Origin of the sequence: Pseudomonas sp. (assembly GCF_048269965.1) — a bacterium.
In the GTDB taxonomy this organism is placed as follows: domain Bacteria; phylum Pseudomonadota; class Gammaproteobacteria; order Pseudomonadales; family Pseudomonadaceae; genus Aquipseudomonas.
The window spans coordinates 305,107-320,485 of the sequence record NZ_JBLWTV010000001.1; the positions used below are offsets into that span (position 1 = coordinate 305,107).

Consider the following 15,379-nt stretch of genomic DNA (forward strand, 5'->3'; position numbering starts at 1 on the left):
CTTGAGGGCGCTGCCCTGAGAGGTGATCCGTGATTGCAGCCGATCAATTCAACTCCACCCACAGCGCCGTCGATCAATACGCTGAGCTGGTGCTGCACAACGGCCGGATGTACACCCTCGATCCGGCCCAGCCCTGGGCGGATGCCGTGGCTATCCGCCAGGGCAGGCTGATTGCGGTCGGCAGTCTGCATGATCTGGTTTCGCTTATCGGCCCCCATACCCGGCAGCACGATCTGAAGGGCGCCTTCTGCATGCCCGGCCTGCATGACATGCACACCCACCCGGACCTGGCGCTGGCCCCACGCTATGCCGACGACCTGGACGTGGGCGTTGAAGACCCTACCCCGGAGCAACTGGCGGCAGCGATTCATGCCTATGCCGACAGTCACCCCGGCGATGGCTGGATCTACGGCCAGTACTGGGTGCGCTACACCTTCCGCGAAGCCGGCCTGATGCCAGGCCGCGACTGGCTCGACAGCATCATGCCGGACCGTCCCGTGGCCCTGCTGGATCGTATGTGGGGCAGCATGATGGTCAACTCCAAGGCGCTCGAGGTGGCCGGTATCGATCGCCATACCCGCGACCCGCGCAACGGTTATCTGGAACGTGATGAGCTGAGCGGCGAACCCAACGGTCTGCTGATCGACGGCGCCTATGCACTGATTCACGCGGCCATGCCACCGACCCCCGTGTCGGTGCTGCGCCGGGCCTATCGTGATGGCGTGCACTTCCAGACATCGCGCGGGGTGACGGCAAGCAAGTACGTACACGTCTGCGAAAATCGTCTGCAAGCCCTCAAGGAGCTGGACGATGCCGGTGAGCTGACCCTGCGTGTGGAGGCCGCCATCAGTTGGCAGGACGATATTTTTCCGGTGCGTCGGCGCTGGGAGTTGCTCAGCGGCGAGCGGCATTTTTATCGCAGCGCACGGCTGAACGCCAATGCGGTCAAGTTTCACTTCGACGGCACGGTAGAGCCCCGATCCTCCTACTTGCTGACGCCCTGGCCTGATGAGTCGAGCTGGCGCGGCAAGCTCAATCTGACCCCTGAACACATCACCGATATGGTCGTGGACATGGACAGGCGTGGCCTGCGGGTGATCGCTCACTGCACTGGCGACGGTGCATCCGACGTGTTCCTCGACGCAGTGGCTGAAGCCAGGCGGCGTAACGGTAACAGCGGTATTCGCCATCAGTGCGCCCACAGTACGCTTCTGCACCCTGGCAACCTCAAGCGTTTCCAGAGCCTGGACGTGATTGCCGAATTCTCGCCTGCCGCCTGGTATCCAACGCCCTTCGCCAGCGGCGCTCGATCCGGTTACGGTCCGGAGCGTCTCAAGCGCATTTATGATTTCGAGGGCGTATTGGCCGCTGGCGGTATCGCGGTGTTCGGTACCGACTGGCCGGTGGCATCCATCGATCCGTGGTTGGCACTGGAAACCATGGTCACCCGGCAGAACCCATGGAACCAGGAACCGCACACCTTCGGCGAACCGATCAGTCTGGAGCAGGCACTGCAAGTGGCAACACTCAATGGCGCTCATGCCATGGGGCTCGAGCATCTGACCGGTAGCCTCGAGGTCGGCAAGTCGGCGGACCTGATCGTGCTTGACCGCGACCTGTTCGCTCAGCGGGCGCGCAACTATATCCACCATACCCAGGTGCAACTGACCTTTGTCGAAGGACAGCTGGTCTATGACCGCCAGGGCGTTTTCAGCGACACGCCGTTGCAGGCGATCTGGCAAGGTCAGCCGCCGGTAGTCGAGGGCGCGCAACGATGAACAGCGCACCGAGTATCCCGGTGACCGTGGTGGCTGGATTCCTTGGCGCCGGCAAGACCACCCTGCTGCGCCAGATGGTGCAGCGTGTCGACAGCGGCAGGCTGGCGGTGATCGTCAATGATTTCGGCGAGCTGAACATCGATGCCGCGATCATTGCCGAAGTCACCGATGCGGTGTACAGCTTGCAGAACGGTTGCATCTGTTGCACCGTGCAGGAAGACCTGTTGGCGCAACTCGTCAGCCTGTCCAGGCTGCGCCCGGCCCCGGAGCGGATCATCATCGAATGCAGCGGCGTCTCTGACCCGCAGCGCATCGTGCAGACCATCGCCTACCCGCAGTTGCGCACCAGTCTGCATCTGGACGCGGTCATCACCCTGGTGGATGCCAGCAGCCATCACAACCTCGACGTCGAAATGGCCCGCTTGTCACGTGCCCAGGTGGCCAGCGCCGATTGGCTGCTGCTGAACAAGGTCGATCTGGTGACGCCTGAACAGCTGCACAACATTCGTATCGGACTTGGCAGCCGTGTGCCGGTGTTCGAGACGGTACGGGCGGAGCTGCCGCCCGAGCTGCTGCTGGCGCCACTGGTGCGTTCCAGCGAGGTACTGTTCAAGCTTCTGCCTCAGGCGCACGACCAGCTGTTCGAGAGCTGGGTGTGGAGCAGCGTGCGACCGCTGCAGCCAACGGCCCTGCGCGCCTGGTTGGCGCGCCTGCCTGCAGATCTGCTGCGTCTCAAGGGCCTGGTTCATCTGGACGGAAGTGAACAGCCCTATTGGTTGCAGCATGTGGGCAAGCGCAGCCAGTTCATCCCGGCCGCCAATCAACCCAGCGAATATGCCGCGCAACTGGTTTTCATCGCTCGCCGCGGTAGTGATCTGCGGCAAAGGCTGGAAGCCGGGATCAAGGGTACGCAGGCGCCCTGATCCCGGGGCTGAATGCGAGGGGCAACGACGATGTGATGGGTGCGCGATCAGCTTCGCGATTCAGGGCTTTCAACCCGGTGCCGCCAGGGGAGCTCCCCGAGCGGCCCAAGCCATGATTGTGCGTGCAGGCCCTCAACAGCGAGCGTGCCGGTGAAAGGACTGCGGACGGCGACTGCAACCCGGCACCGGACCCTCTGCGATGATTCAACTGGCAGGCGCCCGCAGTTCGCCGTCACGGCACCAATGGCAATTCGCGTTTGTGGCGCGTGTTGTCGTAGGTGCGAACGATGGTGGCGTAGGCTTCGTCGCTGACTGTCTCGCCATGCAGGAAGGCGTCGATTTCGGCGTAGGTGACGCCATGCGCCTCCTCGTCCGGTTTGCCTGGGCGCAGTTCTTCCAGGTCGGCAGTCGGCGTTTTCATCACCAGGTGCTGCGGTGCGCCCAGGTGCGCTGCGATGGCGCGCACCTGTTTCTTCACCAGGCCGGACAGCGGCGCGAGGTCGCAGGCGCCGTCGCCGAATTTGGTGAAGAAACCCATCACCGCCTCGGCGGCGTGATCGGTACCGATCACCAGGCCATTGTTGGCGTTGGCGATGGCGAACTGGGCGACCATGCGGATGCGTGCCTTGATATTGCCGACGACGAAATCGCGGCGGGCGTCGGTCAGTTTCTGCAGATGGCTGACCTGCTCGCCGAGGCCGGATACGCTGCCGGCGATGTTCACAGTGTCTTGTTCATCGGCGCAGATGAATTTCAGCGAATCCTGGGCGTCAGGTTCGTCGTGCTGGGCGTTGTGCGGCAGGCGCACGGCGATGAAGCGGTAGCCGGCGTCTCCCGTTTCGGCGCGCAGCTCCTCGACCGAAAGCTGGGCCAGGCGCCCGGCAGTCAGCGAGTCGACGCCGCCGCTGATACCCAGGACGAGTACCTTGAGGCCGGAATTCTTCAGGCTGTTCTTGATGAAGGTCTTGCGCCGCTCGATCTCCGCGCTCAGCGCGGCGACGTCGGCGAACGGCGGCACCACATCGAGGGCGGCGGCGATTTCGGCTTGGCGGTTGCTCATGTCTGGCTCCTCACTGGGTAACGCGAAAGACGTGTTTCAGGTAATGGACGAAGTTCTCGTCGCGGCATTGAGTCTTGCCGGGGGTATCGGAGATTTTCGCCACGGGCTGACCGTTGCAGGCGATCATCTTGATCACGATGTTCATGGGCGTGACGCCGGGGATGTCGCAGGTCAGGTTGGTGCCGATACCGAAGCTTACGTGGATTCGCCCGGAAAGTGCACGGTAGAGCTGTAGCGACTTGGGCAGGTCAAGCCCGTCGGAGAACACCAGGGTCTTGCTCCTGGGGTCGATACCGAGTTTCTCGTAGTGGGCGATGGCTTTTTCTGCCCACACCAGCGGGTCGCCCGAGTCGTGGCGCAGGCCGTCGAAGAGCTTGGCGAAGTACAGGTCGAAATCGGCGAGGAAGGCATCCATGGTGATGCAGTCGGTCAGGGCGATGCCGAGCAAGCCGCGGTATTCGCGGACCCAGCAGTCGAGGGCGGCGATCTGGCTGTCGATCAGCCGTGGGCCGAGCTGCTGATGCGCCATCAGCCACTCGTGGGCCATGGTGCCAATGGGCTTGAGGTCGAACTCGCGCGCCAGGTGCACATTGCTGGTGCCGACGAAGCGACCGGGGAAATCGCGCTTGAGGATATGCACCGCCTGCTCCTGCACGCGGTAGGAAAAGCGCCTGCGGGTACCGAAATCAGCCAGCTGGAAACCGGCCAGCTCGCTCGGCGAGGCTTCGGCCTTGAGCCAGTCGAGCTTCTCGTACAGGCGCTCGGCGGCCTGCTCCAGCAGCACTTCGCGGTAGCGATAGCGGTTGCGCACCTCGCTGACGATGGCCAGCAACGGTACCTCGAAGAGGATGATGTGCAGCCAGGGGCCGCGCAGGCGGATGTTCAACTGGCCGTCTTCGATGCTGGTGTGCACGTAGCGCAGGTTGAAGCGGAACAAACTCAGAAAGCGGATGAAGTCGGGCTTGATGAAGGGAATGCTTTCGAGAAAAGCGAGCTGATCGATGCTTAGGCTCAGCTCGCTCAAGCGTTCGATCTGGTAGCGGATCTCGGCCAGGTAGGGCGTCAGGTCCTCGCTGCTGCGGCAGCGGAACTCCCATTCCACCTCGGCGTTGGGGTAGTTGTGCAGCACCGCCTGCATCATGGTGAGCTTGTAGAAGTCGGTGTCCAGCAGGTTCTGCACGGTGCGCTCGGCGAAGATGCTCTCGCTCATCGCAGATTCTCCTTGGCTAGGGCGCCATCCAGCTGTTCCAGGCTGGCGGCCAGGGTAATGCCCTGTTCGCGCATGGCGATGCAGGCGGTTTCGGCTGTTTCGCTGGCAATTGCGCGGCAGGCCGGTAGATGCACGATCACCTCGAAGCCGGCGCGGCGCAGCTGCAGGGCGGTGGTCTTGACGCAATAGTCCAGGGCCAGGCCGCCTAGCAGTACAAGGTCGACGTCATTTTGCCGGAGAAATTCGATCACGCCCGTGCTGCGCTTCTCGGCCAGGTCGTGATAGCAGGCGCCGTAAGGGTGCAGGTCCGGCTCGACGCCTTTCCACACGAAGTAGTCGTAGTCCAGCGGCGCTGGCAGGCCATCGAGCAATTCGAAGCCGGGCGTGCCGGGCACGCAGTGGCTGACCCAGGTCAGGTCGGCATTGGCCAACGGCAGGGGCTGCAGCATCTGCGCATGTTCTGCCACCACCCAGGTGGCTTGCGGGCTGTGGGCATCCTTGCTGCCGATGCGCAGCTGGGCGCGAGCGGCCAATTGATTCAGTGCCGGGACGATGGCGTCGCCCTCGGGCACTGGCAGCTCGTTGGGGCACAGCGGGGTGAAGCCTTTCTGGGCATCGACATCGAAGCTGGCGATCTTCATGGCGCCCTCCTTCTCGTGGGTGAGTGACTACATATTTCATCTGATGAAATATGTAGTCAAGTGTTTTCACCAAATCCTGCGTGAAAAAATATGAGTTATTGGTCAAGATGGAATAAGTATATGAAGGAGCAAGGGACAGGATGAGTGCAGTGGAGGTTCTGGCCGGGGTGGATATCGTTGCCCTGCGCCTGAGCGAGGAGGGGGCGTTGCAGGTGCTGCTGCTGCGTCGCCAGCGCGAACCCTACGCAGGGCAATGGGCGCTACCGGGCGTGCTGGTCAATGGTCGTTGCGTCGATGCCAGCCTGGACGCCGCCGCTGCCCGTGCGCTGGCGGACAAGGCGCGCCTGCAACCGCAGTATCTGGAGCAGGTGGCGACGGTGGGCAATGGCGTGCGTGATCCGCGCGGCTGGTCGTTGAGCACCTGCTATCTGGCGCTGCTGGCGCCTGATGCCGTACCGCAGGATGAAGGTTTGCGCTTCGCCGATCTGACGCTCATAACTGCAGGACAGCAGGCGTTGCCATTCGACCACACGCAACTGGTGCGCCTGGCGGCCGAGCGATTGCGCGGCAAGTCGGTCTACAGCTCCCTGCCGCTGTATCTGCTGGCGCCGCGATTCACCGTGACCGAAGCGCTGACGGCGTTCCAGGCTTGTCTGGGCGAGCCGGTGCAGCACACCACCTTGCGCGGGAGGCTGGAACGGATGAAGGCGCAGGGTTGGATCCGTGACACCGGCGAGAAGAACTATCCGAAGATGGGGCGCCCGCAGAGTCTGCTGGAGCATCGCCCGCAAGCGGCTGAGGCCTTTATCTTCGACCGTAGCCTGCTGGCTTAGCAGGCCGTTGCAAAACTACCTACGTTGCCATTGCTGCGTTAAAGACAGTCTCGCGTGCGAGCCCAGTCAAAATGCTCATTTACAGCTCGTAAAGTCGACCGCGACTCCGACCGTTTTTCGCCTGTTTTTGCGGGGCCGCCACCGGTATTGCCCTGGCTGCCTCGGCTCGGGCTTCCTGCTTCGCTCTACCTCCTGCATCCATGCAGTCGTCGCCTACGTTTTTCAACGGCCTGTTCGCAGGCACTCTCTGAATCGCAGGCAAAAAATAGGCGCCAGAGGCGCCAGGGGAGCATTTCAATCGATGCATAGTCTCTGAGCCTGCTTCGTTCGGGAAGTTCCGTACGGTGATGGAAAAAAGCCATCTTTTTCCTGCAGGCAAAAGAAAAGGCGCCAGGGGCGCCTTAAAACGATGATCTATGGAGTAAGTCGATCATTCAGAGTCAGGCGCTGAGGGAAAGGTTCAGCGCTGCCCGACGAACGGTCATTACTTGGCCGGCATCAACAACAGGCGCTGCTTGCCGTAGACCTTGTCCAGGTTCTGCGCTTTGAAGGGGAAGCTCATGTAGCCGCCCTTGAGCCATGATTCGATGCCGTCGGCATAGTGTGGGCTGGCCGGATTGCCGGACTGGCCCGAGCTGTTGACGCCGACCAGAGGCTCGTCCGCGGCAAAATCCACCACGATGCGCATGGCCGGGATCAGGAAGGTGTGGAAATCCTGGCCCCAGGCGTAGGCGGAGACGTTCAGCGTGCTGTGGTCGCCCCCGGCCGGATAGGGGCCGCGATCCAGATAACCTTTCAGGGCATTGATGCTGGTGCGCTGGCTGGCGCTCATGTAGGGCGCCATGCGTGTGGTGTCCGTCACCCACTCATAGCTGTGCAGCTTGCCCCATTGCCAGTTGCGACGCTCCATGCCCAGGCGGTTTTCCAGCAACTCGATGCTGGCGGCCAGGCTGCGCGCGAGGATGGCCGGCTTGTCTTCCTGCTCCGGCGTGCGGATGTCGTTCCAGAACGGGCTGTCGGCACGGCCAAGCAGATGATCGGCCTGCGCCGAGTAGGAGGTGTTGGCGGTTTGCACCAGCGCCTTCCAGGCCGGGCTGTCTTCCGGGCCCAGCTCGTCGAGGAAGATCTGCCGCGCGCTTTCATGCAGGAAGGCGCCGTAGATGGCGGCATCGGCCGAACCGGCGGCGAGCTTGCCGTCGAACGCCAGCAGGCGCTTCAGGGCTTCATCGGCACGGGCGCGCTGACCAGCGGGCAGGGCGGCGATGGCCTGGCGCAGCGAATCGTGCATGACCGGGTCGTTGAACATGGCCTGCAGTTTGGCGACGAAGGGGGAGGTCTGGTCGTACTGCATGGCGATCATGCTGCGACCATCGTGACGGCCGTTGCCGGCCAGTTCGGCGATGCGCTCGGCGCGCTCCGGGTAGTACCAGGAGCTGGACAACTGCATGCCATAACCGGGCGGCACGCTGCGCTCATTGGCAGTGCCCAGCCAGCCTTGCGGCGGGTCCTGATCGTAAGGGTGCAGCATCGGGTCGGCGAAGCCATCCCAGGCGTAGCGTTCGTCCCAGCCGGGCGAGGGCAGCAGGCCACGACCTTCGCGGCGGTTCGGGTAGCGACCGGTGACCTGCCAGCCGATGTGCTGGGCATCGGCGAAGACGATGTTCAGCGGCATGGCGCGGATTTCCCGCGTCGCCTCGAAGGCCTGCTCCACCGATTGTGCGCGTGACAGGTCGAAGAAGGCATCGAGGCTCTGGTCACGCTCGAACTGGGTGGTTTTCAGGGCCAGGCCATAACCGCTCTGCAGCGCCAGGGGCTGCAGCATATGTTTGCGTTCGCCCAGTACCGAGTTGAGCAGCGGCCCGTTGCGGGTCTCGTAGAGCGTTTCACGGATCGGGCGCTGGCCGCGAATGAAGAACGTCTCCTGGCGCTCGCTGACCGGCAGCCACTTGCCGCCGGCCTGATACATCAGGCGGCTGCCCTCGCGCTTGATGCGCTCCAGGTAGATATCCTGGTTGTCGCCCATGACCATGGTCATGCCCCAGGCCAGCTTGCCGTTGTAGCCGGCGACCACGGCCGGCACGCCCGCCAGGGACACGCCGGCGGCCTGGTACTTGGGCGAGCGGATCTGCACGAAATTCCACAGCGAAGGCATGCTCAATGGCAGATGAGTGTCGTTGGCCAGCAGGCTCTTGCCGCCACGGCTACGCTGCGGGGCGATGGCCCAGTTGTTCGAGGCGGCGACGCCGAGCATGTGCTGTTCGGCGATCTGCGTCGCAGTGCGGGAAATCGCCTGCAGGCCCGGCAACTGGCCCTTGAGGTCGAGACCGGCGAGTTTTTCCGCCTCGGCGAAGGGCAGCGGTTCGTCCGGGTAGATCGGCAGCAGCCAGGGCAGCTTGTCGGTGCCCACCTGCTGGGCCATGGTCAGCGCGGCGATCTCTTCCTGCAGGTTCACCGCCAGGCCAAAGTTGAGCAGGCAGAACAGCAGCACCGAGTCCTCGGGCTTCCAGTACTCGGGGCGGTAGCCGGACTCGGCCAGATCCATCGGCAGGCGATCGCGGTAGCGGAACACATAGGCGTTGACGCCACGCGAATAGACCTCGAAGAAGCGCTTCAGGCGAGGCGAGGCGTCGGCGTAGAGAATTTCCGCATTCTTTTTCAGGTTGACCGCGCGCATGAAACGGTCCATTTCCAGCACGCCGGGCCCGGCCATCTCGGCCAGGCGACCCTGAGCCAGCAGGCGCATGCCGACCATCTGGCTGAGACGGTCACCTGCATGCACGTAGCCCAGGGTAAACAGGGCGTCGTGGAAATTGCTCGATTCGATCAGTGGCATGCCGAGGGCATTGCGCCGCACCGACGCACTTTCGGCCACACCCTGGATGCGCTCGACACCGCGCGTCGGTGGCACGCTGTCGGCATAACGGCTGTTGAGCAGGGACTGGCAGCCGGCGAGGCTGATCAGTGAGGCGGCAATAGTCAGGCGAGCCAGCGTGCGCATGGCGAATTTCCTTGGTGTGCGGACGGTCGCGGCCGGTCGTGCAGTGACCGGCCACAAAGGCGCCAAGGTAATGAGGCTGGCGATGCCTGGCAAGAGGCCTCAGACGCTCGTCTGAGGCCTCTTCAGCCCTTCGTCCAGCAACCAGCGAGCGGCGATGCGCGCGGCGGCCTTGTGCTGCAGTTCCAGCTCGTTGAAGCGTTTTTCGAAGCGGCGCCGTTCGGCCTTGTCCAGGGCCTTCCAGGCCGCATGGGTGGGCACCTCGGCGGTCGCCTCGAAGAGCAGATGGAACACCTGGCAGCGGTTGTCATTGCTCAGGGCGCTGTCATAGTTGTCGAGCAGCACCTTGATGCGGATGGCACCTTCGATCAACGGCAACTGCTCGTCGAGCAGGCTGCTGGCGAGGATGTGCAGATCGCCACCGATGCGTTGCTGGCGCTCTTGCTGCGCTTGCTCGTGCACGCGCTGGTTCGCCCACACACGGCGCCACAGGTGCCAGGCATAGGCGGCCAGCGCTGCGATCAACAGCAGACCGGTCAGCAGCAGGATGAGGGTCAGAGCATCCATGCGCGGTTCAGGCGCCGTGGCACTTCTTGTACTTCTTCTCGCTGCCGCATGGGCAGGGATCGTTACGGCCGACGTCCTTCAGCGCGTTGCGCACCGGCTCCTGATGGCCATGGTTGCAGTGCGGGCCGTGCACATGGCCGTGATCGTGATGATCGTGGTCATGGTTGCAGTCAGGGCCGTGGACGTGGGGTTGGTTGCTCATGGTGTTACTCGTGCAGGTTATTCGGGGATGAAATCGCCGGGGATTATCTCGCCATTACGCGCCATGTGCACGCTGCGGCCGAACAACATGCCGGTTTTTACCTTACCCTTGAGGCTATAGCGAATCGGCACGTCCGGTTTTTCCAGTGCTTTGACGATCTGCCGCACATGGCGCCAGAGGTTGGTGCGCACCGATACGTCGAAGGTGTGGTGGCCATGGGCGGGCACGGTGAACCACTCGTTGGAGTAGCCCTCGGCCAGCTGGATACCGTTGAGCTGGACGTTATAGTCCAGCCCGCGCACCGGCAGGCTGACGCCGTTGGGATTGTCGATTCGAAAGCGCAGGCGGAACTCCTGTTCGAGCAGCCTGGCCTTGACCACATCAACTTTGATGAGTTGGACGTCCGGGTCCTTGAAGCCACCTGTCATCCAGGTGGAGCATCCTGTCAGGCCTGAAAGCAGGCCAAAAAACATCAATAGGCTGATAATTCTTATCATTTGCGCCTGAGAAAACATTTCATACCCCCATTGCGGCCCAGTGTAACAAGCAAGCGCTTGGCTGCAACGGGGACGCACTCATTATTTTCAATGAGATACTGTGGTGGTTTCGGGGTGTTGGTGATCGCGAGAGCATGAATGAGAAGCCTGCAGTGTCAGGGCAAAGGAACCTGCGCCATACTGAGCGGCGAATAGGACAGGAGTGTGACCATGAGTCGCTACGAGATCGCCTTCTCCGGGCAACTGGTGCCGGGCGCCCAGCCAGAGCTGGTCAAGGCCAACATGGCCAAGCTGTTCCAGGCCGATGCTCAGCGCATCGCTCAGTTGTTCTCCGGGCGCCGCATCGTGATCAAGAACAACCTCGACGCCGCCGGGGCGGAGAAGTACCGCGCGACTCTGGAGCGGGCCGGTGCGCGGGTCGAAGTCGTCGACATGGACGCCCTGATCGAGGAGGTCGAACTGGCCCCGCCGCCGCCCGTAGAGCCGCAACCGGCTCCGGCAGCAGCACGGGCTGTGGCCAAGCCAGGGCGCCTGCAGGTCGCGCCACGAGATGAGTACATGGCCGCGTTCAGTGATGTGGATGCCCCGGATTTCGACATCGCTCCGGTGGGCAGCGATCTGCAGGACGCCAGGCCCGACGCTGCAGCGCCACAGGTCGACTTGTCGCAGTTCAGTCTGGCGCCCGTCGGTAGCGATATGGGGCAGGCCAAGGCTGCGACTCCAGCGGTTGCACCGGATACATCGCACCTGAAACTGCAGGACTGAGCATTCGGTAGCCTGGCTTGAAACGCCCTGAGTTGAGCCTGCAGCCACGGCGTTTTTGCGTTCAGGGCCGCTAACCCGCCTTGCACGCGGTCGCGGCTTCCTCGGGCTTGAGGTTGCGCACGCTGGTGAAGAACAGTTCGCAGGTTTGCAGCTTCTCCGTTACCTGCCATTTTTCGGTGCAGGTATTGAGCGTCTGCTGCGGATCACTCGTCGGCTGCTGGCCCATGCCAGCCTGCCAGCAGGCGGCGCTCAAGTCCTGCCCCATGACCTTGATCCCGGCTGCGTTGGCGGCAGCCTTGCTGCCCTTGTTGTTGGCCGGATCGGCCGCATACCAGATGTAGCTGGGATGATTGGCGCCGAGCACGTAGACCTGCTGCCCGGGGGCCGCATCGATCTGGCCGAGGCCCAGCACCGGCAGATTGACGCCGTACTGTTGCTTGATCCAACTGCGCACCGGGCTGCCGAAGGCGACCATTGGCAGGCTGGCATCGTTCGGGCCGGCGCTGAGTTCGCTGACCATGCGCCGCTGATAGCTGTTGAAGTAGCCGTACACGCCCTGCAATGCGCTGCCGGCACTGGCCGGGGCGGCGATGGGAGCGATGTCGATGATGGTCTGGTAGGCAGGAGTGTGTTGCGCCTGTACACCATTGAAACCGAGCAGCGAGGCCCAGCGATCGGTGGTGCTCGAACGCAGATAATCCTGAGCCTGGGTCAGTGAGTAGTCCGGTGGGAAGTGCAGCAGCTCGACGCTCTTGCGGTTCTCCAGAGCCATGCCCAGCGGCAGGAAGAAGTACCAGTTGTACTGCCATTTACCGTCACGATTCAGCTGACTGGCGCCCTGATAGGCCAGGTCACCGGCATCGAGCAATTGCAGCAGGGGTTTGCCGTAATCCTTTGGCGTGCCGTCGAAATTGGCGTGAATACGTTCCCCGTTGCGTGTTACGCGCACGCTGGCCTGGGGGTAACCATCGCGCGTCAGGCTCTGTTGCAGGTAGTGTTCGACCGTCTGTTCCAGCGTCCAGTCGCGGTAGCAGATCACGCTGCAGTTGTTCGGGTAAGCGAACAGGCGGCTGACGCGCTGGCTGTCGCCCAGGTCCAGCGTTTCCCCTTGCAGCCCGGCGGGCTGGTTGGCGCAGCCAAAAAGCAGGCTGGCCAGGATAAGAGCGATACCACTTTTCTTGTGCATGACTTTCTCCTTGTTGAGTGTCCTCGTGGGACCCATCAACTCAAGCAGAAAGCAGGATTAACGCCAATCAGCCATTCAGGTAAGGCGCGCAGCACTTCTTGAACTTCTGCCCGCCCTGGCAGGGGCAAGGGTCATTGCGTCCGGCCTTCAGTGGTGCGGTCGGGTCGAGGAAGAACCAGCGCCCGTCCACCTGAACGAAAGCGGAGCATTCGCGGTGACGATGTTCGCCGTTGTCATCGTGCCAACGAGCGACGAAAGTCACCTGGGCATGCTCCGGCTGACCGCCGAATACCTCGCTGCCCTCGACTTCCAAACCCAGCCAGGTGCTTTGCGCGCTCCAGGCGGCCATCGCGTCGCGGTCGAGGGCCTGTTGCTGGGCGGGCAAGGTGGTGGCTACCAGATAATCCACCAGGCCCAGTACATAAGCGGTGTAGCGCGAACGCATCAACAACTGCGCGCTGGGTGCGTGGGTGCCCGCGTGATAGTGGCCGCAGCACTGGCTCAGCAGGTTGCCGCTGCCGCAAGGACAATTGGGATCGAGAGGGTGCATCGTTCTACCACCAGTATTTGCCGAAGTTTTGTGGATTTGCCCAGAACTTCGCGTTCAACCAGTCGGGAACTTGCTTGTAATCGAGTAGATCATAGGTGAACAGATGCAGGGTCTGTCCCTCGCGCTGGAACTGTTCACTGGCTTGCATGGCCAGGGCGAAAAAGTCGGTTTCCTGCCAATCACCTGCCTTGAGGTCGAGCAATACGGCGACCCGGCTGGCGTTGAGGTTGCGAATGCCACCCAGTAGTTGCAGTCCATCGCGTTTGGGCAAGTGCTCCAGACAGTCGACCAGAATTGCCAGGTCGAAGCGCTGTGCGGCCAGTTCAGGCGCCAGGGGAGCAGCAGGTGCGGTAGTGACCTGACACTGCGGGTGGGCGCTGTGAAAGGCGCTGACTGCGGGGAGCTCGCTTGCTCCGAGTAACAGCAGTTTCTCGGGGGTATGGCGGGCAAGCAGTGCCGCAATGGCTTGCTGTGGAGTACGGGTGCTAAGGCTGGCGGTCATCGAACTTCCTCGAAAAGTCTGCAAAGACTAACGTGGTGTCGGTATCAGGCCTAGAGTGAGAGAAAATTATCCGTAGAAGCTGCTATAGCTGGCGGATTGTACAACTCCTGTCTTTACTACTATCGAGTCGGTTATGCGCCGATGAACATTGGAGACCTAAAGTATGAGTATCACAAGGAACGCAGTACCCCTGATTCTGGCTAGCACCTTGCTGACCGGTTGCGCCGGCCTGCAGAAAACCGACTGGCCCACCTGCGCCGCTGTAGGCGGCGTGGGTGGTGCTGCGCTCGGGGCAATCGAAAGTTCTTCCTGGGCGGGCGGCGGTGCGGTGTTAGGTGCCGGTATGGCTGCTGCCTACTGCTGGGTACACGGTGCCGAAGAGCAGCAGGTTGCCGTCGTCGAAGAAGTCGTTGTCGAGGAGATGGCAGTTGCCGAGCCGGCCGAGGCCGTTCGTGTCGAGCTGGACGTCAAGTTCGACTTCGACAAGGCTCAGGTCAAGCAGGAAAGCTATGGCGACATCAAGGCCCTGGCCGACTTCATGAAGCAGTATCCGCAGACCAGCACCGTGGTTGAAGGTCACACCGACTCCGTGGGCAGCGATGCTTACAACCAGGGTCTGTCCGAGCGCCGCGCCAGTGCCGTGCGTGAAGTTCTGGTCAACCAGTACGGTGTAGAGTCCGGCCGCGTGCAGGCAGTGGGTTATGGCGAGAGCCGCCCGGTTGCCGACAACGCCACTGCCGATGGTCGTGCCATCAACCGCCGCGTAGAAGCCGAGGTCGAAGCTCAGCCGTAAGGCGCTTCTTCCAAGCCACGTCAGGTGTCACCCGCGAAGGCCCGACCGATTCCATCGGTCGGGCCTTTTCTTGTATGAACCCCTGCTGCGGTCTTTACTCCTGTGATACCGGCCACATGCCGGTATCACAGGAGACACCGCCATGAGAATCCAGCTTTCGAGGGTTTTACCCTTTCTCCTGGTCAGCAGTGTTCTCTCGGGTTGTGCCACGACTTCCAGTACGGGAGACGCGCCGCTCAACCAGGGGAACTGGCCCCTGTGCAGTGCGATTGGAGCTTTGGCCGGTGGCGGCCTCGGCGCAATCGAAAGTTCCACCTGGGCAGCAGGCGGCGCGGTAGCCGGCGCTCTGCTGGGCACCATCATCTGTTATGCGCAGGACGGCGACGAAGATGGCGACGCTGTATTCGACCGCCGTGATCGCTGCCCCGGTACGCCAGCGGGTACTGCTGTAGGCCATAACGGCTGCCCTTTGCCGCAGTACCCCGCCAGCGTTGCGGCCGAGCCGGCGATGGAGCAGCAGGTGCAGGATGAGGTCATCGTGCTCAGCGACCTGGGAAATGTGCTGTTCGCGTTCGACTCAGCCGAGCTGACGGGCGAGGCGCGGCGCCTGCTTGCCGATGTCGGTAGCCGTCTGACCGGCGCCAGTCTGGTCGCAGTCAAGGTCGTCGGACATACCGATAGCGTCGGTTCTGATACCTACAACCAGGCGTTGTCCGAACGCCGTGCACGCAGTGTTGCCGACTTCCTCAGCGCCCAGGGTGTGCCTGCCGCCAAGCTCAGCACGGAAGGCCGTGGTGAGAGCCAGCCGGTGGCGGACAATGGCAGCGATGCCGGCCGCGCCCAGAACCGCCGCGTCGAGTTGTACGTTTCGCGTTGA

At 62.6% G+C, this 15,379-nt stretch carries 15 protein-coding genes and 1 pseudogene; 6 read left to right on the plus strand and 10 right to left on the minus strand.

Annotation, left to right across the window (positions count from 1 at the left end; translation table 11 throughout):
• Positions 1 to 29 precede the first annotated feature (29 nt).
• Positions 30 to 1,778 (plus strand): amidohydrolase, encoded by a 1,749-nt coding sequence (locus tag ACN0X6_RS01460; protein ID WP_417701485.1) that lies wholly within the window; start codon positions 30 to 32, stop codon positions 1,776 to 1,778.
• Positions 1,775 to 2,701, plus strand: a complete 927-nt coding sequence (locus ACN0X6_RS01465; protein ID WP_417701487.1) for a CobW family GTP-binding protein — start codon at positions 1,775 to 1,777, stop codon at positions 2,699 to 2,701. Before ACN0X6_RS01460 ends, ACN0X6_RS01465 begins: the two co-directional genes overlap by 4 nt.
• Before the next feature lie 232 nt (positions 2,702 to 2,933).
• On the opposite strand, the gene nadE is transcribed toward ACN0X6_RS01465, so the two are convergent.
• From nadE to ACN0X6_RS01480, 3 genes are read right to left on the minus strand one after another with little or no spacing between them, the layout of a single operon-like run.
• Positions 2,934 to 3,761 carry an ammonia-dependent NAD(+) synthetase gene (gene nadE, locus ACN0X6_RS01470; protein ID WP_417701489.1) on the minus strand — a complete coding sequence of 276 codons (828 nt, stop codon included), beginning with the start codon at positions 3,759 to 3,761 and terminating at the stop codon, positions 2,934 to 2,936.
• Between the two features lie 10 nt (positions 3,762 to 3,771).
• Complete coding sequence (gene pncB / locus ACN0X6_RS01475) at positions 3,772 to 4,971, minus strand: nicotinate phosphoribosyltransferase (RefSeq protein WP_160020547.1); 1,200 nt, start codon at positions 4,969 to 4,971, stop codon at positions 3,772 to 3,774.
• Complete coding sequence (locus ACN0X6_RS01480) at positions 4,968 to 5,612, minus strand: nicotinamidase (RefSeq protein ID WP_417701490.1); 645 nt, start codon at positions 5,610 to 5,612, stop codon at positions 4,968 to 4,970. Before ACN0X6_RS01480 ends, pncB begins: the two co-directional genes overlap by 4 nt.
• 140 nt (positions 5,613 to 5,752) lie before the next feature.
• Between ACN0X6_RS01480 and ACN0X6_RS01485 the strand changes: the two genes are divergently transcribed.
• Positions 5,753 to 6,445 (plus strand): NUDIX hydrolase, encoded by a 693-nt coding sequence (locus ACN0X6_RS01485; RefSeq protein ID WP_417701492.1) that lies wholly within the window; start codon positions 5,753 to 5,755, stop codon positions 6,443 to 6,445.
• 484 nt (positions 6,446 to 6,929) lie between these two features.
• Here the strand turns inward: ACN0X6_RS01485 and ACN0X6_RS01490 are convergent, their stop codons facing one another.
• The 4 genes from ACN0X6_RS01490 to ACN0X6_RS01505 all read right to left on the minus strand — a co-directional run bounded on the left by ACN0X6_RS01490 (position 6,930) and on the right by ACN0X6_RS01505 (position 10,724).
• Complete coding sequence (locus tag ACN0X6_RS01490) at positions 6,930 to 9,443, minus strand: penicillin acylase family protein (protein ID WP_417701493.1); 2,514 nt, start codon at positions 9,441 to 9,443, stop codon at positions 6,930 to 6,932.
• A gap of 99 nt (positions 9,444 to 9,542) precedes the next feature.
• Entirely contained in the window at positions 9,543 to 10,007 is a 465-nt protein-coding gene (locus ACN0X6_RS01495) for a DUF2489 domain-containing protein (protein WP_417701495.1), read from the minus strand.
• Positions 10,008 to 10,014: 7 nt separating this feature from the next.
• Positions 10,015 to 10,209 carry an SEC-C metal-binding domain-containing protein gene (locus ACN0X6_RS01500; RefSeq protein ID WP_017677822.1) on the minus strand — a complete coding sequence of 65 codons (195 nt, stop codon included), beginning with the start codon at positions 10,207 to 10,209 and terminating at the stop codon, positions 10,015 to 10,017.
• 17 nt (positions 10,210 to 10,226) lie between these two features.
• A complete protein-coding gene (locus tag ACN0X6_RS01505) occupies positions 10,227 to 10,724 on the minus strand; it encodes an LEA type 2 family protein (RefSeq protein WP_417701497.1) in 498 nt (165 codons plus the stop codon).
• A 192-nt stretch (positions 10,725 to 10,916) separates the two neighbouring features.
• On the opposite strand from ACN0X6_RS01505, the gene ACN0X6_RS01510 reads away from it, so the two are divergent.
• Positions 10,917 to 11,471 (plus strand): hypothetical protein, encoded by a 555-nt coding sequence (locus ACN0X6_RS01510; protein WP_417701499.1) that lies wholly within the window; start codon positions 10,917 to 10,919, stop codon positions 11,469 to 11,471.
• A 70-nt stretch (positions 11,472 to 11,541) separates the two neighbouring features.
• Here ACN0X6_RS01510 and ACN0X6_RS01515 read toward each other — a convergent pair whose 3' ends face one another.
• From ACN0X6_RS01515 to ACN0X6_RS01525, 3 genes are all read right to left on the minus strand, one after another.
• Positions 11,542 to 12,657 (minus strand): hypothetical protein, encoded by a 1,116-nt coding sequence (locus ACN0X6_RS01515; RefSeq protein ID WP_417701501.1) that lies wholly within the window; start codon positions 12,655 to 12,657, stop codon positions 11,542 to 11,544.
• Positions 12,658 to 12,724: 67 nt separating this feature from the next.
• On the minus strand, positions 12,725 to 13,207 hold the full coding sequence (locus ACN0X6_RS01520; RefSeq protein WP_417701503.1) for a YchJ family protein: 483 nt from the start codon (positions 13,205 to 13,207) through the stop codon (positions 12,725 to 12,727).
• A gap of 4 nt (positions 13,208 to 13,211) precedes the next feature.
• Entirely contained in the window at positions 13,212 to 13,709 is a 498-nt protein-coding gene (locus ACN0X6_RS01525) for a DUF6231 family protein (RefSeq protein WP_417701505.1), read from the minus strand.
• Between the two features lie 439 nt (positions 13,710 to 14,148).
• Here ACN0X6_RS01525 and ACN0X6_RS01530 point away from each other — a divergent pair.
• A pseudogene (locus ACN0X6_RS01530) lies at positions 14,149 to 14,502 on the plus strand (OmpA family protein); the annotation flags it as partial.
• A gap of 142 nt (positions 14,503 to 14,644) precedes the next feature.
• Positions 14,645 to 15,379, plus strand: coding sequence for an OmpA family protein (locus ACN0X6_RS01535; RefSeq protein WP_417701506.1), 735 nt, complete (start codon positions 14,645 to 14,647; stop codon positions 15,377 to 15,379).

Bases quoted from the DNA above. Each gene is read 5' to 3' on its own strand.
- ACN0X6_RS01505 (WP_417701497.1), bottom strand. From the start codon at position 10,724: ATGTTTTCTCAGGCGCAAATGATAAGAATTATCAGCCTATTGATGTTT.
- ACN0X6_RS01495 (WP_417701495.1), bottom strand. From the start codon at position 10,007: ATGGATGCTCTGACCCTCATCCTGCTGCTGACCGGTCTGCTGTTGATC.
- ACN0X6_RS01485 (WP_417701492.1), top strand. From the start codon at position 5,753: ATGAGTGCAGTGGAGGTTCTGGCCGGGGTGGATATCGTTGCCCTGCGC.
- ACN0X6_RS01480 (WP_417701490.1), bottom strand. From the start codon at position 5,612: ATGAAGATCGCCAGCTTCGATGTCGATGCCCAGAAAGGCTTCACCCCG.
- ACN0X6_RS01510 (WP_417701499.1), top strand. From the start codon at position 10,917: ATGAGTCGCTACGAGATCGCCTTCTCCGGGCAACTGGTGCCGGGCGCC.
- ACN0X6_RS01515 (WP_417701501.1), bottom strand. From the start codon at position 12,657: ATGCACAAGAAAAGTGGTATCGCTCTTATCCTGGCCAGCCTGCTTTTT.
- nadE (WP_417701489.1), bottom strand. From the start codon at position 3,761: ATGAGCAACCGCCAAGCCGAAATCGCCGCCGCCCTCGATGTGGTGCCG.
- ACN0X6_RS01490 (WP_417701493.1), bottom strand. From the start codon at position 9,443: ATGCGCACGCTGGCTCGCCTGACTATTGCCGCCTCACTGATCAGCCTC.
- ACN0X6_RS01500 (WP_017677822.1), bottom strand. From the start codon at position 10,209: ATGAGCAACCAACCCCACGTCCACGGCCCTGACTGCAACCATGACCAC.
- ACN0X6_RS01525 (WP_417701505.1), bottom strand. From the start codon at position 13,709: ATGACCGCCAGCCTTAGCACCCGTACTCCACAGCAAGCCATTGCGGCA.
- pncB (WP_160020547.1), bottom strand. From the start codon at position 4,971: ATGAGCGAGAGCATCTTCGCCGAGCGCACCGTGCAGAACCTGCTGGAC.
- ACN0X6_RS01465 (WP_417701487.1), top strand. From the start codon at position 1,775: ATGAACAGCGCACCGAGTATCCCGGTGACCGTGGTGGCTGGATTCCTT.
- ACN0X6_RS01535 (WP_417701506.1), top strand. From the start codon at position 14,645: ATGAGAATCCAGCTTTCGAGGGTTTTACCCTTTCTCCTGGTCAGCAGT.
- ACN0X6_RS01520 (WP_417701503.1), bottom strand. From the start codon at position 13,207: ATGCACCCTCTCGATCCCAATTGTCCTTGCGGCAGCGGCAACCTGCTG.